The organism is Kitasatospora sp. NPDC087271 (assembly GCF_044744605.1).
Taxonomy (GTDB): domain Bacteria; phylum Actinomycetota; class Actinomycetes; order Streptomycetales; family Streptomycetaceae; genus Kitasatospora.
The window spans coordinates 1-23,878 of the sequence record NZ_JBIUYQ010000004.1 but is presented as its reverse complement, the minus strand read 5'-3'; the positions used below and the strand labels follow the sequence as shown (position 1 = coordinate 23,878).

Sequence of the window (23,878 nt, the reverse complement as noted above, 5' to 3'; positions counted from 1 at the left end):
GCGGGGCTCAGCGGGTCGGGCCCAAGCTACCGTCGCGCCAGGCGGTCGCAGCTACCGTCGCGCCAGGCGGTCGCAGCTACCGTCGCGCCAGGCGACCGCGAACCGCCCAGGCCGCCGCGCCGAGGGCGAAGCCGTAGACCGCCACCAGGCCGTGCCCGTTGTCCTGGGCGAGCCACATGGCGAGGCCCAGCACCGGGACGCCGACCGCCAGGGCGCGCTCCTTGGGGAGGCGGGTGCGGGTGAGGAAGGCGAGGGCCAGGGTGGCGCCGAGGAAGTAGGTGGCGCCGGAGCTGCCGGCGAAGTTGCGGGGGTCGGTGCTGGGGCCGTCGCCGAAGCCGAGCAGGTCGTCGATCCGGCCGGGCAGCAGGATGCCCGCGAGGAAGAAGGCGAGGGTGAGCGGGCCGCCCCAGTACCACTGGGCGAGCGCGGCGACGGCGGCGAGGGTGGCGAGGTTCCACAGGCCGCCGCCGAGGCCGCCGTTCTGCATGAAGACCGAGGTGAACTCGCGCCACCAGCCGGACTTGGCGGGGTCGGCGTCGAGCGCGTCCATGGCGCCGGACCAGAGCAGTTGGAGCAGCACGCCGCCTACGGCGAGCGCGGTCAGGGCGACCGCCGCCCACGGGATCGGCCGCCCCCGCAGCGTGTCCCGGCCGACCACGCCGAGCCCGCAGTTGACCATCATGACCATCAGCGCGGCCGTGGTCACGTTGAACAGGATCGCCCCCATGACTGCCCCTCCCCCATCACATTCCAACGCCGTTCGAAAACCGGGCAGGGCAAAGCTAGCACAGTTTTCGAACAGTGTTGGAAAGCGTTGTACGGTGGAGCCATGAAGCTCACCAAGGAGCGCATCGTCGATGCGGGCATGGCCGTCTTCGCGGAGGTCGGCTACCACAACCTGTCCATGCGCCAGGTCGCCGACCGCCTCGACGCCCACGCCGGCAGCCTCTACTACCACGTGCGCGGCAAGGACGAGTTGCTCACCCTGATGGCCGACCGCGTCTGCCGACAGGCCTACGACACCGGCACCGCGGCCCTCGCCGCCCTCCCCCCCGACACCACCTGGCGGGACCGGGTCGAGGCCCAGGCCGCCACCCTGCGCCGCAGCATCCAGCAACACCCCGGCGGCGCACTGCTCCTCGCCGAGAGCCCCGGCGTCCTCAGCTCCGGCGGCCTCTCCCTGATGGAACGCCTGCTGCGCACCCTCCTCGACGCCGGCCTGCCCACCGTCCACTGCGGCATCGCCGCCGACATCCTGCTCAGCCACGTCACCGGCTTCGTCCTCCAGGAACAGAACCAGCCACCGGCCCCACCACCCGTCAGCGCCGAGCTCTACACCGACCTGTGCGCGGAGTTTCCGCTGATCATGGGCGAGTTGATCCCCCGAATCGGCCAGGACGAGAAGTTCACCCAGAGCATCCGACTGCTCTGCACCGGCTTCGCCGCCCTCGTCCCGGGCGTCAGCCCTGCTGCGGCGGACGACGGCGCAGGCTCAACAGCAGCAGCACCACCGCCGACAGCACCGCCGACAGGCGCAGCACGCCCGGGGCCGCCGACCAGCTGATCTGACTGAACTGCGCACCGGCCTGCACGCCCGCGCCGCCCTGGGCACCCGGCTTGGCCTGCATGGCGTGCAGGGTGGCCGCGCTCATCGTGATCAGCGGGATCCCGAGGATGACGAACTTGCGCATCAGATCGGAGAGTTGGCGGGACAGGTAGCCGAGGGCCCAGCCGACCAGCATGGCCGGGAAGAAGCTCATGGCGGCGCCGCCGATCAGCAGCCCGCAGGAGAGCAGGACCAGCAGGGACGGCCGACGGGCCCCGACGCCCGCGCCCGCACCTGCGCCCGCACCGGCAGTTGCGCCCGCACCGGCACCGGCCTGGCCGGCGGGGGCGGTCGGCTGCGCCTTCGCCTTCCCCGCGGCGGCGGCCCTCCACCTGGCCTTGCGCTGCTTCTTCCCCTTCGCCGAGGCCGCCGCAGCCGCCCCAGCCGCAGCCCCCGCCGGATCGGCGGCCTGCGCACCCGCCGCTCCCGCCCCGTCCCCGGCACGCTGCTCGGGGATCGGCTTCGGCGGAGCCTGCGGCGCGTCCGAGAAGTTGAGCAGCACCAGATCCCAGCCGTTCGCGCCGGAGCTGTACACCTGGGGCGGCGGGATGGAGCCCGGATCGTCCTCGGGCCCGTCGAAGCGCGGCTTGTCCAGCTGGACGGGCGGCGCCCCGGCCCCCGGGGTGCGCGGCGTCCGGGGCGGGTCCAACGGCACCGACGGGGTCCCGCCGCCCGGCGCCGCCGTGTCGTACACGCTGTCCCCGTCGGAGGCACCGGACGGACCGGACGGACCGGAGGCGCCGGATGCACCCGAACCGCCCGAACCACCCTTGTCACCGGCAGCACCGGACCCGGCAGACCCGCCGGAGGCCCCGGCCCCGCCCCCCGAACGGCCGCTCCACGGCCCGCTCCTGCGCCACCACTCGCCGTCCGTCATCACCGACACCCCGCCTCGCGCCCGAACCCCGGCCCACCGGACCACCCTCGGCCGTGACGCTACCCACCCCGCCCCCGCCCGCGCGAGTCCTGAGGACCGGTCCACCACGGGCCGCCGCACGGACACCCCGCCGTCCGCCCGCCCGACTAACCTAGGTCGAATGACCACACAGCAGGGCCCTCAACGCCAGGGCAGGTCCGCCGCCGGCCCCCGCACCCTCGCCGAGGAGTTGCGCGCCCGCCCCGACGACGCGCTCGCCGCCCTGCTCCGCTCCCGCCCCGACCTGCTCAACCCCGTCCCCGGCGACCTCACCCAGCTGTCCGCCCGGCTCTCCTCCCGCGCCTCGGCGCTGCGCGCCCTGGAGCGCCTGGACCGCTTCACCCTGCAAGTCGCCGAGGCCCTGGCCACCGCCCCGGACGGCACCGGCCTGGCCACCGTCCGCACCCTGCTGACCGGCCCGGCCAAGGTCAAGCCGCACCCCGGCGCGACCCCGCTGACGCCCGCCGACCGGTCCGCCGTCGCCGCCGCCCTCCCCCGGGCGATCGCCACCCTGCGCGACCGGGCGCTGCTCTGGGGCCCGGACAACGGCCTGCGGCTGGTCCTCGCCGTCCGCGAGGCACTCGCCCCGACGGCCGCCAACCCCGGCCGCACCGGCCTCGGCCCGACCCTCTCCGACGCGACCGTCGGCATGTCCCCGGCCCGGCTGCAACAGCTGCTCGCCTCCGCCGGGCAGCCCGCCACCCCGGACCCGGTCACCGCCGTCGACGCGCTCACCTCCCTGCTGAACGACCGCGCCCGCTGCGCGGCGCTGCTCGACACCGCCCCCGAGGCGGCGCTGCGGCTGCTGGAACGGCTGGTCTGGGGGCCGCCGACCGGCACCGTCCCGGACGCCACCCGCCCGGTCACCGCCGAGGACGCGCAGAGCCCCGTCGAGTGGCTGCTCGCCCGCGGGCTGCTGCTGCCCAGCGGGCCGGGCAGCGTCGTCCTGCCGCGCGAACTGGCCCTGCACCTGCGCGGCGGCCGCACCCACCGCGCCGTCGAGCCGGTCCAGCCCGAGCCCGCCCCGGCCGCCGCCCCGCGCGATCCACAGGCTGTGGACGGCGCGGCGGCCGGCCAGGCCCACACCGCCGTCAAGACCGTCGAGGAACTCCTCGACACCTGGGGCCTCACCCCGCCGCCCACGCTGCGCGCCGGCGGCCTCGGCGTCCGCGACCTCAAGCGCACCGCACAGGCCCTGGAGACCACCGAGCAGCAGGCCGCCTTCTGGCTCGAACTCGCCTACGCCGCCGGACTGCTGGCCCCCGACGGCGAGGCCGACGAACGCTGGGCCCCGACCCCGGCCTACGACGGCTGGCTCCAGCGGGACACCGCCGAACGCTGGTCCGTCCTCGCCGCCGCCTGGCTCGCCGCCACCCGCGTCCCCGCCCTCACCGGCACCCCGGACGGCAAGGGCAAGCCGCGCGCCGCCCTCGGGCCCGAACTCGACCGCACCCTCGCCCCGTCCGTCCGCCGCGCCACCCTCGCGCTGCTCGCCGAGCTCCCGCCCGGCACCCCCGCCACCGCCGCCGAACTCCTGCCCACCCTGCGCTGGCAGCGCCCGCTGCGCGGCGGCCCGACCGGCCCGGACGGCCACGAGCTGCGCGACGACCTCACCGCCTGGACCCTCGCCGAGGCCGAACTCCTCGGCGTCACCGGCCGCGGCGCCCTCGCCGCCCCCGCCCGCGCCCTGCTCACCGCCGAATCCGACCCGGCCGAGGTGCTCGCCCCGCTGCTGCCGCAGCCGCTCGACCACGTGATCCTGCAACCGGACCTCACCGCGATCGCCCCCGGCCCGCTGCTCACCCCGCTCGCCCAGGCCCTCGCGCTGTGCGCCGACATCGAGTCCAAGGGCGGCGCCACCGTCTACCGCTTCACCCCGGTGTCCGTCCGCCGCGCCCTCGACGCCGGACGCACCGCCGCCGACCTGCGGGCCTTCCTGGAGCAGCACTCCCGGACGCCCGTCCCGCAGCCGCTCGCCTACCTGATCGACGACGTCGCCCGCCGGCACGGCGTCCTGCGGGTCGGCGCCGCCTCCTCCTACCTGCGCTGCGACGACCCGTCCCTGCTGAACGAGGTCCTCGCCGACCGCCGCTCCGCCGACCTGCGGCTGCGGCTGCTCGCCCCCACCGTCCTCGCCGCCCAGGCCGCCCCGGACGCCCTGCTCGCCGCCCTGCGCGCGATGGGCTACGCCCCGGCCGCCGAGTCCGCCGAGGGCGACGTCCTGATCACCCGCCAGGACAGCCACCGCACCCCGCCCCGCACCGCCCCCGCGCCCGTCCCGGACGGCCCGCCGACCCCGGACGACACCCTGCTCGCCGCCGCCATCAAGGCCATCCGGGCCGGCGACCGCGCCGCCACCGTCAACCGCCGGGACTCCACCCCCGACCCGCGCCAGCTGCCCCGCACCGCCGCCGCCGAGACCCTCGCGGCCCTGCAGACCGCCGTCCTGCTCGGCGAACGGATGTGGATCGGCTACCTCAACGCCGAGGGCATCGCCAGCCAGCGGATCATCGACCCGGTCAAGGTCGAAGGCGGCTTCGTCACCGCCTTCGACCACCACGCCGACGAGCTCCGCACCTTCGCCCTGCACCGCATCACCGGCGTCGCGGAGCTCGACGAGTAACCCCGGCGGCAGGGCCGGGCTCAGTGCCCCTGCGACTCCTTCATCTTCTCCTTGACGGCCTTGTCCGCCAGGCTGCCGATCTCCCCCTGCCCGACCGGCAGCGAGCCGCCGCCGACCTGGTCGGCGATCAGGAATCCGGGCGCGGCGAGCAGCCCGCCGGGCCCCTCCCCGATCCCCGCGAGGGCGTGCGCGGAGCCTGCGGACGAGGCGGTGGCCGCGAAGGCCGTGCCCATCAGGGCGAGAGCGGTGAGAACGCGCTTCGACTTCTTCATGACCGGCTCAACGAGCGATGCGCACCGCGGTCACCCGGCGCCGTCGCCCGGAGCGCGGGCTCGGTCGCCCGTACGAACGGAAGGAGCCCGTTCCCGTTCGGAAGGAGCCCGACCACGTTCGCCGCGGAATGCGCGACACTGGAGGGTCTGCGTCAATCCAGCCTGTCAGCCAGTGGAGGGCTTCCCCGCGTGAACGACGGACCGCTCATCGTCCAGAGCGACAAAACTCTTCTCCTGGAGATCGATCACCCCAAGGCCGCCGAGTGCCGCCGCGTCATCGCGCCGTTCGCCGAGTTGGAACGCGCCCCCGAGCACGTGCACACGTACCGGGTGACGCCGCTCGGGCTGTGGAACGCGCGGGCGGCGGGGCACGACGCCGAGCAGGTGGTCGACGCCCTGGTGACGTACTCGCGCTACCCGGTGCCGCACGCGCTGCTGGTGGACGTGGCGGACACCATGGGCCGCTACGGGCGGCTCCAACTGCTCAAGCACCCGACGCACGGGCTGGTGCTCGCCACCACCGACCGGCCGGTGCTGGAGGAGGTGCTGCGCTCCAAGAAGATCGCGCCGCTGGTCGGCGCCCGGGTCGACCCGGACACGGTGGTGGTGCACCCCTCCGAGCGCGGCCAGATCAAGCAGGTGCTGCTCAAGCTCGGCTGGCCGGCCGAGGACTTCGCCGGGTACGTGGACGGCGAGGCGCACCCGATCGAGCTGGACGAGGACGGCTGGCGGCTGCGCCCGTACCAGGCGCAGGCCGTCGAGGGCTTCTGGCACGGCGGCTCGGGCGTCGTGGTGCTGCCCTGCGGCGCCGGCAAGACGCTGGTCGGCGCGGCCGCGATGGCGCACGCCAAGTCGACGACGCTGATCCTGGTCACCAACACCGTCTCGGCCCGCCAGTGGAAGCACGAGCTGGTCAAGCGCACCTCGCTCACCGAGGAGGAGATCGGTGAGTACAGCGGGACGCGCAAGGAGATCCGCCCGGTCACCATCGCCACCTATCAGGTGATGACCACCAAGCGGAAGGGCGCCTACGCGCACCTGGAGCTGTTCGACGCCCGCAACTGGGGCCTGGTGGTCTACGACGAGGTGCACCTGCTGCCGGCGCCGGTGTTCAAGTTCACCGCCGACCTCCAGGCCCGCCGCCGCCTGGGCCTGACCGCGACGCTGGTGCGCGAGGACGGCCGCGAGGGCGACGTGTTCAGCCTGATCGGGCCCAAGCGCTTCGACGCGCCGTGGAAGGAGATCGAGGCACAGGGCTACATCGCGCCCGCCGACTGCTGCGAGGTGCGGGTCACCCTGACCGACTCGGAGCGCCTGGCGTACGCCACCGCCGAGCCCGAGGAGCGCTACCGCTTCTGCGCCACCACGGCGACCAAGCGGCGGGTGGTGGAGGCGCTGGTGAAGAAGCACGAGAAGGACCAGACGCTGGTCATCGGCCAGTACATCGACCAGCTGGACGAGCTCGGCGAGGTGCTGGACGCGCCCGTGATCAAGGGCGAGACCAGCAACGCCCAGCGCGAGAAGCTGTTCGAGGCGTTCCGCAACAAGGAGATCGGCGTCCTGGTGGTCTCCAAGGTCGCGAACTTCTCGATCGACCTGCCCGAGGCCACCGTGGCCATCCAGGTCTCCGGGACGTTCGGCTCCCGCCAGGAGGAGGCCCAGCGCCTGGGCCGCGTCCTGCGTCCGAAGGCGGACGGCCACTCGGCGCACTTCTACTCGGTGGTCGCCCGGGACACCGTGGACCAGGACTTCGCCGCCCACCGGCAGCGATTCCTGGCCGAGCAGGGCTACGCGTACCGCATCATCGACGCGGACGACGTGCTGTAGGGCGTGCGGCCGGGCGTGCGGCAGGACACGCCCCGGTACCGGACACCGTCGCGCCCGAGGAGGACCACGCGCGCGGCGGTGCCCGGGGCGGCGCCGCCGTCGCGCACGTCCTCCGGGCCGTACGGGGGCCGGGACCCGCGGGCCCGGGACCTGCGGGGCTGGAACCCCGGGGCGCACGGGTCTAGGATCGTCCGTCTGCCCCCTCCCGAACCGTGGTACCCGCTGAAGTCGCGCGGGCAGCCGGGGGAGGCGCCGACCGCACGGCAACCGGTCGGCCGTACCCACCGTGAGCTCCATCGATCCGCTGCGCCCGCTTCCGGCGCAGCCGGGAAGGTTCGCTGTGCCCGCCACCCCCACCACCGACCCCCTCCAGCGCGAACGCGACCACCTGGCCGCGTCCCGGTCCGCGCTGCGAGCGATGCGCGAGGACGTCCAGTCGCTGGACCTGCGCGACGTGACCGGCACCTGGGTGTCCGCCGCCGTCCTCCAGAACCAGATCGAGGCCCGGATCGCCGCCCTCGCCGACCTCTCGCACACCCCGCTGTTCTTCGGCCGCCTGGACTACCTGCACACGATCAGCGAGGAGCTGAGCGAAGGAGGCGGCGGGGAGAGCTTCTACATCGGGCGCCGGCACGTCCACGACGCCGACGGCGACCCGATGGTGATCGACTGGCGCGCGCCGGTCTCCCAACCGTTCTACCGGGCCAGCCGCACCGAGCCGCTGGACGTCGAACGCCGCCGCCGTTTCGGCTACACCGGCGGCGAGCTCACCGCCTACGAGGACGAGCACCTGAGCGACCCGGCGGAGGCGGACACCGCCTCCGCCCTGCTCGCCGCCGAGATCGAGAAGCCCCGCGTCGGCCCGATGCGCGACATCGTCGCCACCATCCAGCCCGAGCAGGACGAGATCGTCCGCTCCGACGTGACGGGCACCATCTGCGTCCAGGGCGCCCCCGGCACCGGGAAGACGGCCGTGGGCCTGCACCGCGTCGCGTACCTGCTGTACGCGCACCGCGAGCGCCTCGCCCGGACGGGCACGCTGGTGATCGGGCCGAACAACGCCTTCCTCTCCTACATCGAGCAGGTGCTCCCGGCCCTGGGCGAGCTGGACGTCAACCAGGCGACCGTGCAGCAGCTGGTCGGGCACGTCGAGGTGCGCGGCGAGGACGACCCGCGGGCGGCCCGGCTGAAGGGCGACGCCCGGATGGCCGAGGTGCTGCGCCGGGCGGTGCGCGCGGGCATCACGCTGCCCACCGAGCCCTGCGTGGTGGTCCGCGGCTCCCGCCGCTGGCGCGTCCAGGTGCACGAACTCACCGCGATCATCGAGGAGTTGAAGAGCCGCGAGGTGCGCTACGGCGCCGCCAGGGACGCCCTGCCGCAGCGGATCGCGCACACCGTGCTGCTGAAGATGGAACAGTCCGGCGAGGCCCCCGACGACCGGGTGCAGGACGCGGTGGCCCGCAACGCCGCGGTCAAGGCGGTGGCCAAGGAGTGCTGGCCGGCGGTCGACCCGGCGAAGCTGGTGCTGCGGCTGCTCTCCGACCCGGAGTTCCTGGCCGCCTGCGCGGAGGGCGTGCTGACCCCGGAGGAGCAGCAGGCGGTGCTGTGGCCCAAGCCGGGCCGCTCGGTGAAGACGGCCCGCTGGACGCAGGCCGACGCCGTCCTGGTCGACGAGGCGACGGACCTGGTGCAGCGCACCCCCTCGCTCGGGCACGTGGTGCTGGACGAGGCGCAGGACCTCTCCCCGATGCAGTACAGAGCGGTCGGCCGGCGCTGCACGACCGGCTCGGCGACCGTCCTCGGCGACCTCGCCCAGGGCACCACCCCGTGGGCGACGGCGAGCTGGCCGGACGCGCTGCGCCACCTGGGCAAGCCGGACGCCCACGTCGAGGAGCTGACCAAGGGCTTCCGGGTGCCGGAGGAGGTCATCGCGTACGCCTCCCGGCTGCTCCCGGCGATCGCCCCGGGCCTGGCCCCGGCGACCTCCGTCCGCGACGCCCCCGGCTCGCTGACGATCCGCCGCCTCCCGGACGCGGAGGCCGTGCCCGCCGTCGTGGCGGCCTGCCGCGAGGCGCTGGAGCACGAGGGCTCGACCGGACTGATCGCCGCCGACGCCCGGATCCCGCTGCTCGCCGAGGCGCTGACCGCGGCCGGCCTGCCGTACCTGTCCCCCGGCGCCGAGACCAGCGCCGAGGCCCGGCTGACGCTCGTGCCGGCCTCGCTGGCCAAGGGTCTGGAGTACGACTACGTGGTGCTGGACGAGCCGGCCGCGGTGATCGCGGGCGAGCCGGACGAGCGGACCGGCCTGCGGCGGCTGTATGTGGCGCTCACCCGTGCCGTCTCCGGCCTGACGGTGCTGCACGGCGAACCGCTGCCCGCGCAGCTGCGCTGAGGAACCGAGCGGCGGGGGCCGGCCCCACCGGGACCGGCCCCCGCCCTCCTCGCGCGCTCAGGCGTCGATCTGGGCCCGCCACTCGGCGACCTTCGCCGCGTCCACCGGCGTCCGCCAGCCGTCGACCCGCACCGCGCCGCCGACGTGGAAGCCGTCGAAGCCCTCGGCCCGCAGCCCCTTCAGGTGTTCGGCCCGCAGGCCGCCGCCGATCAGGATCCGCTGCCCGTACCCGGGCTCGCCCGCGCGGGCCAGCTCCGCCAGGAGCACCTCGTACCCGGCGTCGACGCCGGCGGGCGCGCCCGAGGTGAGGAAGGTGTCCAGCCCGGGCAGCGCGCCGACGGCGGACCGCAGGGCGGCCCGGTCGGTGCTGTGGTCGATCGCCCGGTGGAAGGTCCAGCGGCAGCCGGCCACCGCCTCGGCGACGGCGGCGGTGGCGGCCAGGTCGACGGCGCCGTCGGCGTGGAGGAAGCCGAAGACGAACTCCTCGGCGCCCTCGGCCCGCAACGCGGCGGCCCGGGCGGCCAGTTCGTCCAGGTCGCCGGGCGCGAAGCCGTCCCGGATCCGGAGCATGACGCGCAGCGGGATGTCGACGGCGGCCCGGATCCGGGCGAAGTCCTCGACGGACGGGGTGAGCCCGTCCGCGGCCATGTCGGTGACCAGTTCGAGCCGGTCGGCGCCGCCCGACTCGGCAGCCTGGGCGTCCTGGGGCGTCAGCGCGATGACTTCGAAAATTGGTCTAGACATATCAGTAGGTTGCCACATCCGGCCGGGCCCGGCGAGCACTTCGCCCCGCCCCCCGGGTCACGCCAGGCTGCGCCCCTTCCCGGAGTCCCCGCCGAACCATCCGCCGAACCGTCCGCCGGGCCCGTCGCCGGCCCCGATCCGGCGCATCGCCACCGCGGCCGCCACCAGGAGCAGCAGCACCGGCGCCGCCATCGGCAGCACGTGCCAGAACCCGCGGCCCTCGCGCCAGATGTTGAACAGGCCCGCGAACATCGTCAGCGACAGCACCGCGACCCCGACGGCCGCCGGCAGCACCCGGCCGCGCAGCGCGGTGAAGGTCAGCAGCAGCGGCCCGATCAGCAGCGCCGCGAACCACTGCATGTCCAGCGGGAAGGTGGAGTCGCCCCAGTGCTGGAGCGCCACCAGCAGCCCGCCCCCGAGGACCGATGCCAGCGCCAGCCCGCCGGAACGCCAGGAGGCCCTGGGCAGCAACTCCGTCGGCGCCGCGGCCAGCAGCAGCGCCCCCAGCACGAACGGCATGGTGGCCACGCTGCTGTCCCCCACCCCCCAGAGGTCGAATTCCGGCGGCAGCACGACGGCCTGCGCCAGCACGAACAGCGCGGAGACGGCCTGGAGCAGCGAGATGACCCGCACCGCCGTCCAGCGCCCCGTCACGACGGCCACCGCGAGCAGCAGCGCGATCACCGGCGGCGCGATGGTCAGCGCGTACGTGGTGTACGAGGGGTCCCAGGTCAGCCGGCGGGCGGCCCGCTCCGCATCGCTCACCCACGGCACCAGCGCCGCACCGGCCAGCGCCCCGGCGACCATCGGCGCGGCCAGCGCGAGCACCCGCCCGGCCAGCGAGGAGCCGGTCAGCCCGAGCCGCACCCGCAGCCCGTACGCGGCCAGGTCGAACGCCTCACGGGCGACGGCCGAGCGGCCCGCCTCCGCCGTGGTGTCGGCGAACACCGCGGCCAGTTCCTCGCCGCGCTCCCGGCGGTAGCGGGGCGGGTAGAACTGCAACGCCGCCCGCAGCGCGGCCGAAGGCGCCCCCATCGTCGGTGTGGTCATCGTCATGCGAAGAACCCCCTCATCGTCGACTTCCCCTCCGGCTCCGGCTTGCCCTGGAGCGCCGACCAGACGTTCGCGAGACGGCGCTCCGCCTCGGTGGCGACGGCCCGCAGCCGCTCCGCCTCGGAGGCCAGCGCCTCCCGGCCGACGCTGGTCAGCGCGTAGCTGCGCCGCGCCCGCCCGTCCACGACCTCCTCCGCGGCGACCTCGATCAGCCCCTGCTGGAGCAGCCGGTCGAGGGCGCCGTACAGGGTGCCGGTGCGCATCTTGACCCGGCCCTCGGAGATGGCGGCGATCTCCTGGATGAGGGCGTAGCCGTGTCTCGGGGCGTCCGCCAGAGCGGTGAGCAGCAGCAGCGTCGGCTCCTGCATCGAGCGTTCAGTCATACGACTACATATATCGTCAACCTACCTATAGGTCCAGTACTCCCGCCGCCCGGTCCACGACGCGGACCACGAGCGGGCTGGGAACGGCCCAGGAGCGGGACAGGAGCAGGCTGGGAACGGACCACGAGCGGGCTAGGAGAGCTCCCCCACCGGCGCGACCACCGCGCCCTGCTTGCCGCACACCCAGTGCGGCTCCGGCCCCAGCTCCGGCTCCACGCCGAGCGCGTGCGGGTCCCCGTCGGCGGCGCAGGCGGTGCACAGCGGCCAGCGCCCGTACGCCTCCAGCAGCGCGTCCTGGACGTCCTGGGCGACCAGCCCGAGCACGTACCCGGTGCCGTCCGGCCACTGCTCCAGCCACCAGCGGCGGTGCGTCACGGCCTGCTCCACCAGGGAGACGACGGCGGCGTCCGCCACGTCCCGCGCGGTGAGGTCGGCCAGGATCAGCGCCCGCGCGTTGTGCAGCGCGGTCTCGATGTCGTCGGAAGCCATCTGTCCATTCTCCGGTAGAACGCCGTGTGGGCGGCCCCCCGAAGGGGACCGCCCACACGATCGGGAACCAGCCGATCCGATCGGTGCGATCAGGATCAGAAGTCCATGTCACCGCCCGGCATGCCGCCGCCGGCGGCCGCAGCGGCCTTCTCCGGCTTGTCGGCGATGACGGCCTCGGTGGTGAGGAACAGCGCCGCGATGGAGGCGGCGTTCTGCAGCGCGGAGCGGGTCACCTTGGCCGGGTCGATGATGCCCTCGGCGATCAGGTCGACGTAGGTGTTGGTGGCCGCGTTCAGGCCGTGACCGGCGGGGAGGTTGCGCACCTTCTCCACCACGACGCCACCCTCCAGGCCGGCGTTGGTCGCGATCTGCTTGATCGGGGCCTCCAGCGCGACCTTGACGATGTTGGCACCGGTGGCCTCGTCGCCCTCCAGCTCCAGCTTGTCGAAGGCGACCGAGGCCTGGAGCAGCGCGACGCCGCCACCGGCGACGATGCCCTCCTCGACGGCAGCCTTCGCGTTGCGGACGGCGTCCTCGATGCGGTGCTTGCGCTCCTTGAGCTCCACCTCGGTGGCCGCGCCGGCCTTGATGACGGCCACGCCGCCGGCCAGCTTGGCGAGGCGCTCCTGGAGCTTCTCGCGGTCGTAGTCCGAGTCGCTGTTCTCGATCTCGGCGCGGATCTGGTTCACGCGGCCGGCGACCTGCTCGCTGTCACCGCCACCGTCGACGATGGTGGTCTCGTCCTTGGTGATGACCACCTTGCGGGCGGTGCCCAGCAGGTCGATGCCGGCGTTCTCCAGCTTGAGGCCGACCTCCTCGGAGATCACGGTGCCACCGGTGAGGATGGCGATGTCGCCGAGCATGGCCTTGCGGCGGTCGCCGAAGCCCGGGGCCTTGACGGCGACGGACTTGAAGGTGCCGCGGATCTTGTTCACGACCAGGGTCGACAGGGCCTCGCCCTCGACGTCCTCGGCGATGATGACGAGCGGCTTGCCGCTCTGCATGACCTTCTCCAGCAGCGGCAGCAGGTCCTTGACCGAGCCGATCTTGGAGTTGGCGATGAGGATGTAGGGGTCCTCGAAGGTCGCCTCCATGCGCTCCAGGTCGGTCGCGAAGTAGGCGGAGATGTAGCCCTTGTCGAAGCGCATGCCCTCGGTGAGCTCGAGCTCCAGACCGAAGGTGTTGCTCTCCTCGACGGTGATGACGCCTTCCTTGCCGACCTTGTCCATGGCCTCGGCGATGAGCTCGCCGATCTGGGTGTCGGCGGCCGAGATGGAGGCGGTGGAGGCGATCTGCTCCTTGGTCTCCACGTCCTTGGCCTGGGCCAGCAGCTGGTCGGAGACGGCGGCGACGGCCTTCTCGATGCCGCGCTTCAGGGCCATCGGGTTGGCGCCGGCGGCGACGTTGCGCAGACCCTCGCGAACCAGGGCCTGGGCGAGCACGGTGGCGGTGGTGGTGCCGTCACCCGCGACGTCGTCGGTCTTCTTGGCGACCTCCTTGACGAGCTCCGCGCCGATCTTCTCGTAGGGGTCCTCGAGCTCGATCTCCTTGGCGATGGAGACACCGTCGTTGGTGATCGTGGGGGCGCCCCACTTCTTCTCCAGCACGACGTTGCGACCCTTGGGGCCGAGCGTGACCTTCACTGCGTCGGCGAGCTGGTTCATGCCACGCTCAAGGCCGCGGCGAGCTTCCTCATCAAAGGCGATGATCTTGGCCATCAGAAGTGGTCCTCCGGGACACGGTCGACTGCTCGGACCAAGGGGTGCCCGCGACGGACGGCCCTGGTGTGCGGGGGTCCTTTCCCCTACCGCTCCCGGGGGCCTCACCGACCCGGTCCGCTGTCACTCTCACGCTGTGAGTGCTAACGCCAATAATTAGCACTCGGGGTGGTCGAGTGCAAGCCCAATCGCGATCCCGCGAGCCGCCCGGGGCGCTCCCGCCGACCCGCGCAACTCCCCGCCGGGGAACGCCGACGGGCCCGTACGACGCGTGTCGCACGGGCCCGTCGAGAAGCGAGTGGTCACCAGCCGTGGGCCGCGCCGAGCTCCTGGGGTCGGAAGGGGGTCACACCGCGGCGCGGACCATGTCCGCCTGCGGGCCCTTCTGTCCCTGGGAGATCTCGAACTCGACCCGCTGGCCCTCCTCGAGGGTGCGGTAGCCGTCCATCTGGATCGCGCTGTAGTGGACGAAGACGTCCGCACCACCGTCGACCGCGATGAAGCCGTAGCCCTTCTCCGCGTTGAACCACTTGACGGTGCCCTGAGCCATTCCGAACTCCCCTAGTGCTGTGCTGGCCCTTCACGCGCCCGCAGGTCGCGGGCCCGGGTCTGGTTTGAAGGCCGGCCCGGGGAACCCCCCCTGGGCGCAGCCGTGCACGCCGCAACCCTCCGCCGGGGGTGCCTGACGGCGCCCTGTGAGCGGGTGATTACGTCGACCGCGGCTGAATGTATCCGGATCGACGCCCTCTGCAACAGGGTCAGCTGCGGGGAATTCCGGCACCGCGCCAAGGGGCAGGACGGGCCAAAGCGGGAGGAATTCGGCATTTCACGCCGGACATAGCGGACGGATTACTACAAATCCCCGCGGGAATTCTGACATCTGCCTGACATGTTTCACGGCCCAGGCACCCGACCGGTCTCAGCGGCCGGACGACCGTCCGGCGATTCGCGGGTGATTCGCGGGTGAGGATGAGGGGAAGCCCTGTTCCCAACCGAGCCACACTCTACTCCGACTTGACCCCGCCATATTCCCGCCGAAATGCGGCCGGCCGCCCGTGCGTACGGAGAACGGAATTCCGTACGCGCGGACGGCCGGTCGGACGAGCGGCTCGGGCGGGGTGCCCGGATCGGGGCGCGGCTCAGCAGCCGCCGGCCACCGCCGGGATGATCGAGACGCTGGCGCCGTCCGCGATCCCGGTCGCCAGGCCCTCGGCGAAGCGCACGTCGTCGTCGTTCACGTAGACGTTGACGAAGCGGCGCAGCTTGCCGGCGTCGTCCAGGATGCGGGCGGCGATCCCCGCGTGGTTCTTCTCCAGGTCGGCGATGACCTCGCCCAGGGTGGCGCCCTCGGCGGCCACCTCGGCGGCGCCGCCGGTGTAGGTGCGCAGGATGGTGGGGATACGGACGTTGGCGCTCATGGTTCTCCTAGCGGACAGGGCCCAGCGGGGTGGGGGGTGTTCAGGCGGACGCGAGGCCGGCGTCGTGGAAGGACGCCAGGGTCGGGCGGATGACGGCGGTCATCCCGGCCCCGGCGACGGCGTCCAGGGTCTTCAGGCCGTCGCCGGTGTTGATCGCGACGGTCTCCTTGGCCGGGTCCAGCTGGCCGGTCTCCACCAGCTTCTTCAGCACGCCGACGGTCACCCCGCCCGCGGTCTCGGCGAAGACGCCCTCGGTCCGGGCCAGCAACCGGATCGCGTCCACCACCTCGGCGTCGGTGACGTCCTCGACCGCGCCGCCGGTGCGCCGGGCGATGTCCAGCACGTACGGGCCGTCCGCCGGGTTGCCGATCGCCAGCGACTTGGCGATGGTGTCCGGCTTGACCGGGCGGATCACGTCCTGGCCGGCCTTGAACGCCGCCGACACCGGGGAGCAGCCCGCCGCCTGGGCGCCGAAGACCTTGTACGGCCGGTCCTCGACCAGGCCGAGCCTGATCAGCTCCTGCAGCCCCTTGTCGATCTTGGTCAGCTGGGAGCCGGAGGCGATCGGGATGACGATCTGCTCCGGCAGCCGCCAGCCGAGCTGCTCGCAGATCTCGTACGCCAGCGTCTTGGAGCCCTCGCCGTAGTACGGGCGCAGGTTGACGTTGACGAAGCCCCAGCCCTCGCCGGCCGGGTCGCCGATCAGCTCCGAGCAGAAGCGGTTCACGTCGTCGTAGTTGCCCTCGATGCCGACCAGCTCGCCGCCGTACACCCCGGCCATGACGACCTTGCCCTGCTCCAGGTCGTGCGGGATGAACACGCAGGACTTGAAGCCGGCCCGGGCGGCCGCCGCGCCCACCGCGCCGGCCAGGTTGCCGGTGGAGGAGCAGGAGAGCGTCGTGAAGTCGAAGGCCCGCGCGGCCTCGATGGCGCAGGCCACCACGCGGTCCTTGAACGAGTGGGTCGGGTTGCCCGAGTCGTCCTTGATGTGCAGCTGCGCGGTGAAGCCCAGCTCGCGGCCCAGGTTGTCCGCCTTGACCAGCGGGGTCCAGCCGGGGTTCAGGTTGGGCTTGGTGGCGACGTCGGCCGGGACGGGCAGCAGCGGCGCGTAGCGCCAGATCGAGCTCGGGCCGGCCTCGATCCGGCGGCGCAGCGCCTCGGCGTCCTCGCTGCCGAAGTCGTACGCGATCTCCAGCGGGCCGAAGCACTCCAGGCAGGCGAAGCTCGGACCGAGCGGGAAGCGGGTGCCGCACTCCCGACAGGACAGCGCGGTGGCGGGGCCGAGGTCCACGGATGCGGGTGCGACAGTGTCGATAGCCATGATGGCGGAGGCCTCTCTCCTCATCTTCCCCGTGGCACGGTCGCGCCACAGGCCGGAATTGGCACCTGTCCCGCCGGGGCCTGTCGACAGACAGCCGCGCGAGAAGGTTGCCGGGACGTCAACGGGCCGTTCCCTCAGTCCCTCTGGATGAGCTTGTGAAATTGTGGTGGTGCTCAACGGCGACCCCGGCGTGCAAAGGTCCGGCCGCTGTACGAAGACTGTATCCGAAGGCGTCAACCCCGAACGGGATCGTCCGCCACGCGAGATGGCGCGTCCCACCGACCCCGCCGAGGAGAGTCCCGTGCCCGCCGAACCGACCCCCGCGCTGCTCCCGCAGGCGGCGTCCTGGCTGCGCCGCCGCTCGTGGAGCGCGGTCGACCGGCCGGTGCACTCCCTGCTGGAGGCCAAGCGCCGGACCGGCCACACGGTCAGCGTGGTGCTGCCCGCGCTGGACGAGGAGGCCACCGTCGGCGACATCGTCCGCACCATCCGCCGCGAGCTGATGGAGCGCCTCCCGCTGGTCGACGAACTCGTCGTGGTCGACTCCGGCTCGGCCGACGCCACCGCCGCCGTCGCGGCCCGGGCCGGCGCCCGGGTGGAGTACCGCGACGCGATCCTGCCCCGGCTGCCCGCCGTCCCCGGCAAGGGCGAGGTGCTCTGGCGCTCGCTGCTGGTCACCCGCGGCGACATCGTCTGCTTCGTCGACGCCGACCTGCGCGAGTTCGACCCGGCCTTCGTCTCCGGCATCCTCGGCCCGCTGCTGACCGAACCGGACATCCAGCTGGTCAAGGCCATGTACGACCGGCCGCTGGAGACCGAGGGCGCGGTGGTCCCGGCCGGCGGCGGCCGGGTCACCGAACTGGTCGCCCGCCCGCTGCTCAACCTGCACTGGCCGGAACTCGCCGGTTTCGTCCAGCCGCTCGGCGGCGAGTACGCGGCCCGCCGCGCGCTGCTCGAACGGCTCCCCTTCCCCACCGGCTACGGCGTCGAACTCGGCCTGCTGGTCGACGCGCTGGAGACGGTCGGGCTGGACGCCCTGGCCCAGGTGGACGTCGGCGTCCGGCACCACCGGCACCAGGACGGCCAGGCCCTCGGCCGGATGGCCGCCACCATCTACCGCACCGCCCTCGAACGCCTCGACCGCACCCACCGGCTGAAGGCCTCGGCCGACCTGGTCCACCCGCTGCTGACCCAGTTCACCCGCGACCCGCAGAGCCGGGAGTTCACCGCCCACACCCACCCGGTGACCGCCCTGGAACGCCCGCCCATGCACACCGTGCCCGAGTACGCGACCCGACACTGAACACCCACCGAAAGGGTTTGCCGCTCCGGAGCCCCGGCAACGTACCAACCATGGGCGATCTCACGACCGAACGTTCGAGTGCGACCGGCACCGCCCCCGTCCTGGTGGCCTCCAATCGGGGACCGGTGTCGTTCAGCACCGCGGACGACGGCACGCTGACCCTCCGCCGCGGCGGCGGAGGCCTGGTCTCCGGCCTCTCCGCCATCGACGACCCCGACGCCGTCTGGGTCTGCGCCGCCCTCGGCGCGGCCGACCGGCAGGCCGCCAGAGGGGCCCCGGACGGCCGCCTCGACCTCGCCGGGCACGACGTGGGCGGCCAGGCCGTCCGCATGCTGGACATCGATCCCGACACCTTCGCCCGCGCCTACAACGGCGTCGCCAACTCCACCCTCTGGTTCGTCCACCACCTGCTCTACGCCACCCCCACCGCCCCCGCCTTCGACGCCGGGTTCCGCACCGAGTGGGCCGCCTACCGCGCCTACAACGCCGCCTTCGCCGAGGCGCTGGCCGCCGAGGCCGCCCCCGGGGCCGCCGTGCTGGTCCAGGACTACCACCTCTCGCTGACCCCTGCCCTGCTCCGCGCCGCCCGCCCCGACCTGCGGATCGGCCACTTCTCGCACACCCCGTGGGCCCCGCCCGAGTACTTCCGGCTGCTGCCCGACGACGTCGCCGAGGCCGTCCTCACCGGCATCCTGGGCGCCGACCGGGCCGGCTTCCTGACCCGCCGCTGGGCGCTGGCCTTCGCCGACTGCTGCGCCGACCTGCTCGGTGCCGAGGTCGACCGGGACGCCATGACCGTCACCCACGCCGGCCGCACCACCCGGCTCGGCGTGCACGCGCTCGGCGCCGACGCCGACTTCCTGCGCGAGCGCTCCCACCGCCCGGACGTCGACGAACGCCTCGCCGCCCTCCGCGAGGCCGTCGGCGGGCGGCGCACCATCGTCCGGGTCGACCGCACCGAGCTGAGCAAGAACATCGTCCGCGGCCTCCAGGCCTACCGGCACCTGCTGCGCACCCGCCCCGAATGGCACGACCGGGTGGTGCACATCGCCTTCGCCTACCCCTCGCGCACCGACCTCGCCGAGTACCGCGCCTACACCGCGCAGGTCCAACGGCTCGCCGAGGACATCAACGCCGAGTTCGCCACCCCCGCCTGGCAGCCGCTGATCCTGCACGTCGACGACGACTTCCCGCGTTCCCTGGCCGCCTACCGGCTCGCCGACGTGGCCCTGGTCAACCCGATCCGGGACGGCATGAACCTGGTCGCCAAGGAGGTTCCGGTGGTGTCCGACCACGGCTGCGCCCTGGTGCTCTCCCGCGAGGCCGGCGCGCACGCCGAACTCGCCGAGGACGCGCTCACCGTCAACCCGTACGACGTCATCGCCACCGCCGACGCCCTGCACGCCGGCCTCACCATGCCCGATGGGGAGCGCGCCGACCGCACCAAGCGCCTCGCGGCGGCGGCCACCGCGCTGCCCCCGCAGCAGTGGTTCCTCGACCAGCTCAACGCGCTGTGAACCGGCTCAACGCGCTCTGAGCCCGCTCAACGCGCTGCCGTCCGGCTCAGACCGCGCCGACGGCCGCGCCCAGCGCCGCGAGCAGTTCCACCACGCCGGCCGGGCCCGGGACCACCAGGTCGGCCCGGTCGGCGAGTTCGCGCACCGGCGCGTCCCCCACCGCGCCGCTGCACACCAGCAGCCCCGCCACCCCCTCGCCGCGCAGCTTCTCCACCGCCGCGAAGGCCGCCACGTCCCCCAGGTCGTCCCCCGCGTACAGCACCGAACCTGCCCCGCGCTCGCGCAGGAAACCGGTCAGCGCCGCGCCCTTGTCCACCCCCGGCGGCCGCAGCTCCAGCACCAGCCGCCCGGGCTCCACCACCAGCCCGTGCCCGGCCGCCAGCTCGCCGACCGGCGCCCGCAGCAGCTCCAGCGCCTCCTCGGGCGCCGCCGTGCGCCGGGTGTGCACCGCCAGCGAGCGACCCTTGTCCTCCAGCCACGTCCCCTCGGGCGCCCCCGCCGCCGCCAGCAGGCCAGGCAGCGCCGCCCGCGCCCCGGCCACCCCGGGGTGCACCGGCGGCGCGGTCACCTCGCCGCCCTCCCAGCGCTCGGCGCCGTAGTGCCCCAGCACCACGACCCCGGGCAGCCCGTCCAGGCCGCCGTACTCCGCCGCCAGCGCGGCCGGCCGACCCGTCACCACCACCACGGCCCGCACCGCCGGCACCAGCGCCCGCAGCGCGGCCGCCGCCCCCGGATGTGCCCGCGCCCGATCGGGATCCGCCACGATCGGCGCCAGCGTCCCGTCGAAGTCCAGCGCGATCACCGCCTCGCCCGGCGCCGCCAGGATCGCCCGCAGCCCGTCCCGACCGGCAGCCGTGACCGGCGCCCACTTCTCGTCAAAGCCCATGCCCGAGCCCTACCCCGCGGCCCCGTCCCGCTACCGTGCCGCCCGCCGGGCCTCCCGGATCCGGCGCAGCCGGTTCACCAGGACCGGGGCGTGCGCCAGGGCCTCCGGCCGGTCCAGCAGCGCGTTCAGCAGCTGGTAGTACCGGGTGGAGGAGAGCCCCAGCTCCTCCCGGATCGCCCGCTCCTTGGCCCCGGCCGTCCGCCACTGCCGCCCCTCCAGGGCCAGCACCGCCACGTCCCGCTCACTCAGCTCGCCCACCAGGACACCTCCGCCATCACTACGGAGTGTCATTCTCCCGCGTGAGCCGGACACACTGTGCGCCCTCCGGCACCCGGCCGCCCCGGCTAGCGTCGGCGGTATGACCACGCCCAGCTTCGCCGTGCACATCCCCACCGCCGACCTCGAACCCGATCCGCTCGACCCGGCCCAGATCGTCTCCGGCACCCCGGAGGTCTCCGGACTGGTCCTCGCCGAGTCCCCCGACGGCCGCCAGCTGCGCGGCATCTGGCAGATCACCCCCGGCGTGGTCACCGACGTGGAGGCCGACGAGCTGTTCGTGGTGCTCAGCGGCCGGGCCACCATCGAGGTCGAGGGCGGCCCGACCCTGGAGGTCGGCCCGGGCGACTGCGCCGTGCTGCGCGAGGGCGACCGGACCACCTGGACGGTCCACGAGACGCTCCGCAAGGCCTACGCCATCACGCTCCCCTGACGAGCCCGCCCCTGACGACCCCGCCCCTGGAGGGCGCCCCGGCCCGGGTTCACTTGCGGACCCGGGCCGCCTCCTTGACCGCCGCGTCCTGCAGCCCGGCGAGCGCCTGCTTCGGGTCCCCGGTGACGGCCTGCCCGATCCCGGCCTTGATCCGGTTGCTGACGTCGCCCCAGGCCGGGTCCCCGAACGGGTAGAAGCTGGCGTTGGTCAGCCCGACCGCGAACTGCTTGAGGTCCTCGTGCTTCGGGTCGGACGTCATCTGGTTGAACGCGTCCTGGGTGACCGGCAGCAGGTTGTACTGCTCGTCGAACTTCAGCTGGAACTCGCGGGAGTAGGCGAAGGACAGGAACTTCTTGATCTCGTTCTTGTGCCCGTTGGCCTTGAACGCCATCATCCAGTCCGCGACGCCGAGGCTGCCGGTCTTGCCCACGCCGTCCTTCTTGGGGATCGGCGCCGTCCCGAAGTCGATCTTCCCGGCGGTGGCCATCCGCAGCAGCGTCGGGTGCCCGTTCAGCATCGCGACCTTCCCGGCCGCGAAGTCCTGGAAGACCGGGGTGCGGTTCATCTTGCCCGGGTCCGGATAGGTCAGCCCGGTGGCCACCAGGTTGTTCTTCAGCCAGCTGAAGGTGGCCTGGTTCTGGGCGCTGTCGATGGTGTAGTTGCCGACGTCGTCGGAGAGGCTGCCGCCGCCGCTCAGCGTCCACAGCATGGACTCGGCCGGCGCCTCCTCCGGCCCGAGCGGCAGCCCGTACGGGGTCACGCCCGGCACCTTGGCCTTGATCTTCTCGGCGTCCTGGCGCAGTTCGTTCCAGGTGGCCGGCGGCTGGGTGATGCCGGCCTGGCGGAAGACCGCCTTGTTGTAGAAGAGCACCCGGGAGGAGGAGACGAACGGGATGCCGTACTGGGTGCCGAGCACCTGCCCGGCGTGCGCGAAGGTGTCCAGGAAATTGGCCTGGGTGTCCATCGAGAGCACGTCGGCGGCCGGGTACAGCCGGTCCGCCGCGACCTGGTCGGCGAAGCCGCCGGTCTGCAGCAGGTCGGGGGACTTGCCGGCCGCGATCATGTCGTCGACCTTCTTGCCGATGTCGGTCCAGCTGTCCACCTCGACGTCGACCTTGATGCCGGGGTTGGCGGCCTCGAAGCCGCGCGCGATCTCGTCCCAGTACAGCTTGGAGCTGGTGTCGGCGCTCTCCCCGTAGTCGGCGGCGACCAGCTTGAGGGTGACCGGCCCGTCCTCCTGCCCGCCGCAGGCGCTGACGGCGGTGAGTACCAGTGCTCCGGCCAGCGCGGTGCCGAGGACGCGGGTGGGAACGTGGGCGCGCCTGTTCAACGCGGGTACCGCCTTCAGGGGAGAACTGCGACCGGACGGGGGAATCCGGGAGGGGGGAGGCGCAACACTGCCAAACCCACCCGGCAGTGGTCCACACCACTGCGCCGAGCCCGCCGAGTAGTTATCGAAGTGCGGACGTCATTGCACGATGCGCAACAGAAGGTGAACGGAAGGCGCCTGGCGCAAAGCCGCTCACACTGCCCCCATCTGCGACAAAGCTCACCTACTTTGGACCAGACCAATCCGACAACTGGACTAGACCTCTTCTACCCGACCAAGGGAAACTGTCCTCCGTGAAGCACGTCATCGCACTCGATGTAGGCGGCACCGGCATGAAGGCCGCGCTGCTCGCCCAGGACGGCTCCGTGCTGTTCGAAGCACGCCGACCGACCGGGCGGGAGCACGGCACGGACGCCGTGGTCGCCGCCATCCTCGACTTCGCCGCCGACCTGGCGGACGAGGGCCGGGGCCGCTTCGGCGTCGCCCCGCTCGCGGCCGGCGTCGCCGTCCCCGGCACGATCGACGAGAGGAACGGCATCGCGGTCTACTCGGCCAACCTCGGCTGGCGGGACCTCCCGCTGCGCAAGCTCCTGGGCGAGCGCCTGGCCGGGCCCGACCGCGCCGCCATCCCCGTCGCGCTCGGCCACGACGTGCGCTCGGGCGGCCTGGCCGAGGGCCGGCTCGGCGCCGGCCGGGGCGTCGACCGCTTCCTGTTCATCGCGCTGGGCACCGGCATCGCCGGTGCCATCGGCATCGGCGGCCGGATCGAGGCCGGCGCGCACGGCTACGGCGGCGAGATCGGCCACGTCGTGGTCCGCCCGGGCGGACCGCAGTGCGGCTGCGGCGCCCGCGGCTGCCTGGAGACGCTCGCCTCCGCCTCCGCCGTGTCCCGTGCCTGGGCCGCGGCCAGCGGCGACCCCGACGCCGACGCGGCATCCTGCGCCGCCGCGGTGGACGCCGGGGACGACCGCGCGCTCGCGGTCTGGCAGGGCGCCGTCGACGCCCTCGCCGACGGGATCGTGCTCGCCCAGAGCCTGCTCGACCCGTCCACGGTGATCGTCGGCGGCGGGCTGGCCGAGGCCGGTGACACGCTCTTCGGCCCGCTGCGCACGGCGGTCACCGAGCGCCTGACCTTCCAGATGCCCCCGAAGGTCGTACCCGCCATGCTCAAAGACACCGCCGCGTCCCTGGGCGCGGGCCTGCTCGCCTGGGATCTGCTCTCCATGGAGGTGACCGCGTGACCACCGCGGACCGTGACCGTACCGCACTGGCCGGCGCCCGGCTGGTCCTGCCCGGCGGCGTCGTCGAGGGCGGCCGCCTGGCCGTCGGGGGCGACCGGATCGCCGGCCTCGGAGGCGAGAGCGAGCCCGG

At 73.5% G+C, this 23,878-nt stretch carries 22 protein-coding genes and 1 riboswitch; of the genes, 8 read left to right on the top strand and 14 right to left on the bottom strand.

The features are described 5' to 3' along the window. Positions 1 to 76: 76 nt before the first annotated feature. Positions 77 to 727 (bottom strand): hypothetical protein, encoded by a 651-nt coding sequence (locus ACIO9K_RS08885; protein WP_400328081.1) that lies wholly within the window; start codon positions 725 to 727, stop codon positions 77 to 79. A gap of 102 nt (positions 728 to 829) precedes the next feature. On the opposite strand from ACIO9K_RS08885, the gene ACIO9K_RS08880 reads away from it, so the two are divergent. After that, complete coding sequence (locus tag ACIO9K_RS08880) at positions 830 to 1,564, top strand: TetR/AcrR family transcriptional regulator (RefSeq protein ID WP_400328079.1); 735 nt, start codon at positions 830 to 832, stop codon at positions 1,562 to 1,564. Here ACIO9K_RS08880 and ACIO9K_RS08875 read toward each other — a convergent pair. Then, on the bottom strand, positions 1,461 to 2,300 hold the full coding sequence (locus tag ACIO9K_RS08875; protein ID WP_363619101.1) for a hypothetical protein: 840 nt from the start codon (positions 2,298 to 2,300) through the stop codon (positions 1,461 to 1,463). The genes ACIO9K_RS08880 and ACIO9K_RS08875 overlap by 104 nt on opposite strands. A 343-nt stretch (positions 2,301 to 2,643) precedes the next feature. Between ACIO9K_RS08875 and ACIO9K_RS08870 the strand changes: the two genes are divergently transcribed. Beyond that, on the top strand, positions 2,644 to 5,145 hold the full coding sequence (locus ACIO9K_RS08870) for a helicase C-terminal domain-containing protein (protein ID WP_363619100.1): 2,502 nt from the start codon (positions 2,644 to 2,646) through the stop codon (positions 5,143 to 5,145). 20 nt (positions 5,146 to 5,165) lie between these two features. On the opposite strand, the gene ACIO9K_RS08865 is transcribed toward ACIO9K_RS08870, so the two are convergent. Further along, positions 5,166 to 5,417: a hypothetical protein gene (locus ACIO9K_RS08865; RefSeq protein ID WP_280678786.1), complete on the bottom strand. Its 252-nt coding sequence runs from the start codon at positions 5,415 to 5,417 to the stop codon at positions 5,166 to 5,168. A 189-nt stretch (positions 5,418 to 5,606) separates the two neighbouring features. Between ACIO9K_RS08865 and ACIO9K_RS08860 the strand changes: the two genes are divergently transcribed. Further along, the gene (locus ACIO9K_RS08860) at positions 5,607 to 7,244 is read left to right on the top strand and encodes a DNA repair helicase XPB (RefSeq protein ID WP_063348223.1); all 1,638 of its coding nucleotides are present in this window, start codon (positions 5,607 to 5,609) and stop codon (positions 7,242 to 7,244) included. A 340-nt stretch (positions 7,245 to 7,584) separates the two neighbouring features. Then, entirely contained in the window at positions 7,585 to 9,636 is a 2,052-nt protein-coding gene (locus ACIO9K_RS08855; RefSeq protein ID WP_363619099.1) for an AAA family ATPase, read from the top strand. 57 nt (positions 9,637 to 9,693) lie between these two features. On the opposite strand, the gene ACIO9K_RS08850 is transcribed toward ACIO9K_RS08855, so the two are convergent. From ACIO9K_RS08850 to thrC, 8 genes are all read right to left on the bottom strand, one after another. Then, positions 9,694 to 10,380 (bottom strand): copper homeostasis protein CutC, encoded by a 687-nt coding sequence (locus ACIO9K_RS08850; protein WP_363619098.1) that lies wholly within the window; start codon positions 10,378 to 10,380, stop codon positions 9,694 to 9,696. 57 nt (positions 10,381 to 10,437) lie between these two features. Further along, positions 10,438 to 11,436 carry a hypothetical protein gene (locus ACIO9K_RS08845; RefSeq protein ID WP_363619097.1) on the bottom strand — a complete coding sequence of 333 codons (999 nt, stop codon included), beginning with the start codon at positions 11,434 to 11,436 and terminating at the stop codon, positions 10,438 to 10,440. Further along, positions 11,433 to 11,816: a PadR family transcriptional regulator gene (locus ACIO9K_RS08840; protein ID WP_363619096.1), complete on the bottom strand. Its 384-nt coding sequence runs from the start codon at positions 11,814 to 11,816 to the stop codon at positions 11,433 to 11,435. The genes ACIO9K_RS08845 and ACIO9K_RS08840 overlap by 4 nt, the downstream gene beginning before the upstream one ends. A gap of 132 nt (positions 11,817 to 11,948) precedes the next feature. Further along, the gene (locus ACIO9K_RS08835) at positions 11,949 to 12,305 is read right to left on the bottom strand and encodes a hypothetical protein (RefSeq protein ID WP_363619095.1); all 357 of its coding nucleotides are present in this window, start codon (positions 12,303 to 12,305) and stop codon (positions 11,949 to 11,951) included. A 95-nt stretch (positions 12,306 to 12,400) separates the two neighbouring features. Continuing rightward, a complete protein-coding gene (gene groL / locus ACIO9K_RS08830; protein ID WP_063348228.1) occupies positions 12,401 to 14,023 on the bottom strand; it encodes a chaperonin GroEL in 1,623 nt (540 codons plus the stop codon). Between the two features lie 346 nt (positions 14,024 to 14,369). Next, complete coding sequence (locus ACIO9K_RS08825) at positions 14,370 to 14,573, bottom strand: cold-shock protein (RefSeq protein WP_030289665.1); 204 nt, start codon at positions 14,571 to 14,573, stop codon at positions 14,370 to 14,372. 589 nt (positions 14,574 to 15,162) lie between these two features. Continuing rightward, positions 15,163 to 15,441, bottom strand: coding sequence for a MoaD/ThiS family protein (locus ACIO9K_RS08820; RefSeq protein ID WP_363584886.1), 279 nt, complete (start codon positions 15,439 to 15,441; stop codon positions 15,163 to 15,165). A gap of 40 nt (positions 15,442 to 15,481) precedes the next feature. Continuing rightward, the gene (gene thrC, locus ACIO9K_RS08815) at positions 15,482 to 16,762 is read right to left on the bottom strand and encodes a threonine synthase (protein WP_363584884.1); all 1,281 of its coding nucleotides are present in this window, start codon (positions 16,760 to 16,762) and stop codon (positions 15,482 to 15,484) included. A 17-nt stretch (positions 16,763 to 16,779) separates the two neighbouring features. Beyond that, a riboswitch (SAM riboswitch) is annotated at positions 16,780 to 16,916 on the bottom strand. A gap of 171 nt (positions 16,917 to 17,087) precedes the next feature. On the opposite strand from thrC, the gene ACIO9K_RS08810 reads away from it, so the two are divergent. Together ACIO9K_RS08810 and ACIO9K_RS08805 are read left to right on the top strand one after the other, a co-directional pair. Further along, positions 17,088 to 18,065: a glucosyl-3-phosphoglycerate synthase gene (locus ACIO9K_RS08810; RefSeq protein WP_400328400.1), complete on the top strand. Its 978-nt coding sequence runs from the start codon at positions 17,088 to 17,090 to the stop codon at positions 18,063 to 18,065. A 50-nt stretch (positions 18,066 to 18,115) separates the two neighbouring features. Next, positions 18,116 to 19,582: a trehalose-6-phosphate synthase gene (locus ACIO9K_RS08805; RefSeq protein WP_400328072.1), complete on the top strand. Its 1,467-nt coding sequence runs from the start codon at positions 18,116 to 18,118 to the stop codon at positions 19,580 to 19,582. A gap of 46 nt (positions 19,583 to 19,628) precedes the next feature. Here ACIO9K_RS08805 and otsB read toward each other — a convergent pair whose 3' ends face one another. Both otsB and ACIO9K_RS08795 read right to left on the bottom strand, forming a co-directional pair. After that, a complete protein-coding gene (gene otsB, locus ACIO9K_RS08800) occupies positions 19,629 to 20,468 on the bottom strand; it encodes a trehalose-phosphatase (protein ID WP_400328070.1) in 840 nt (279 codons plus the stop codon). Positions 20,469 to 20,498: 30 nt separating this feature from the next. Beyond that, positions 20,499 to 20,759 (bottom strand): DUF3263 domain-containing protein, encoded by a 261-nt coding sequence (locus ACIO9K_RS08795; protein WP_363584876.1) that lies wholly within the window; start codon positions 20,757 to 20,759, stop codon positions 20,499 to 20,501. 67 nt (positions 20,760 to 20,826) lie between these two features. On the opposite strand from ACIO9K_RS08795, the gene ACIO9K_RS08790 reads away from it, so the two are divergent. Continuing rightward, positions 20,827 to 21,177, top strand: coding sequence for a cupin domain-containing protein (locus tag ACIO9K_RS08790; RefSeq protein ID WP_363584874.1), 351 nt, complete (start codon positions 20,827 to 20,829; stop codon positions 21,175 to 21,177). Positions 21,178 to 21,226: 49 nt separating this feature from the next. Here ACIO9K_RS08790 and ACIO9K_RS08785 read toward each other — a convergent pair whose 3' ends face one another. Next, on the bottom strand, positions 21,227 to 22,507 hold the full coding sequence (locus ACIO9K_RS08785; RefSeq protein ID WP_363619090.1) for an extracellular solute-binding protein: 1,281 nt from the start codon (positions 22,505 to 22,507) through the stop codon (positions 21,227 to 21,229). 293 nt (positions 22,508 to 22,800) lie between these two features. On the opposite strand from ACIO9K_RS08785, the gene ACIO9K_RS08780 reads away from it, so the two are divergent. Then, positions 22,801 to 23,748: an ROK family protein gene (locus ACIO9K_RS08780; protein ID WP_363619089.1), complete on the top strand. Its 948-nt coding sequence runs from the start codon at positions 22,801 to 22,803 to the stop codon at positions 23,746 to 23,748. Positions 23,749 to 23,878 lie beyond the last annotated feature (130 nt).

Coding starts and splice junctions, on each gene's coding strand:
- ACIO9K_RS08885 (WP_400328081.1), bottom strand. CDS start 727: ATGGGGGCGATCCTGTTCAACGTGACCACGGCCGCGCTGATGGTCATG.
- ACIO9K_RS08805 (WP_400328072.1), top strand. CDS start 18,116: ATGGGCGATCTCACGACCGAACGTTCGAGTGCGACCGGCACCGCCCCC.
- ACIO9K_RS08845 (WP_363619097.1), bottom strand. CDS start 11,436: ATGACGATGACCACACCGACGATGGGGGCGCCTTCGGCCGCGCTGCGG.
- ACIO9K_RS08880 (WP_400328079.1), top strand. CDS start 830: ATGAAGCTCACCAAGGAGCGCATCGTCGATGCGGGCATGGCCGTCTTC.
- ACIO9K_RS08840 (WP_363619096.1), bottom strand. CDS start 11,816: ATGACTGAACGCTCGATGCAGGAGCCGACGCTGCTGCTGCTCACCGCT.
- ACIO9K_RS08870 (WP_363619100.1), top strand. CDS start 2,644: ATGACCACACAGCAGGGCCCTCAACGCCAGGGCAGGTCCGCCGCCGGC.
- thrC (WP_363584884.1), bottom strand. CDS start 16,762: ATGGCTATCGACACTGTCGCACCCGCATCCGTGGACCTCGGCCCCGCC.
- ACIO9K_RS08825 (WP_030289665.1), bottom strand. CDS start 14,573: ATGGCTCAGGGCACCGTCAAGTGGTTCAACGCGGAGAAGGGCTACGGC.
- ACIO9K_RS08790 (WP_363584874.1), top strand. CDS start 20,827: ATGACCACGCCCAGCTTCGCCGTGCACATCCCCACCGCCGACCTCGAA.
- ACIO9K_RS08835 (WP_363619095.1), bottom strand. CDS start 12,305: ATGGCTTCCGACGACATCGAGACCGCGCTGCACAACGCGCGGGCGCTG.
- ACIO9K_RS08820 (WP_363584886.1), bottom strand. CDS start 15,441: ATGAGCGCCAACGTCCGTATCCCCACCATCCTGCGCACCTACACCGGC.
- ACIO9K_RS08865 (WP_280678786.1), bottom strand. CDS start 5,417: ATGAAGAAGTCGAAGCGCGTTCTCACCGCTCTCGCCCTGATGGGCACG.
- ACIO9K_RS08795 (WP_363584876.1), bottom strand. CDS start 20,759: ATGACACTCCGTAGTGATGGCGGAGGTGTCCTGGTGGGCGAGCTGAGT.
- ACIO9K_RS08850 (WP_363619098.1), bottom strand. CDS start 10,380: ATGTCTAGACCAATTTTCGAAGTCATCGCGCTGACGCCCCAGGACGCC.
- groL (WP_063348228.1), bottom strand. CDS start 14,023: ATGGCCAAGATCATCGCCTTTGATGAGGAAGCTCGCCGCGGCCTTGAG.
- otsB (WP_400328070.1), bottom strand. CDS start 20,468: ATGGGCTTTGACGAGAAGTGGGCGCCGGTCACGGCTGCCGGTCGGGAC.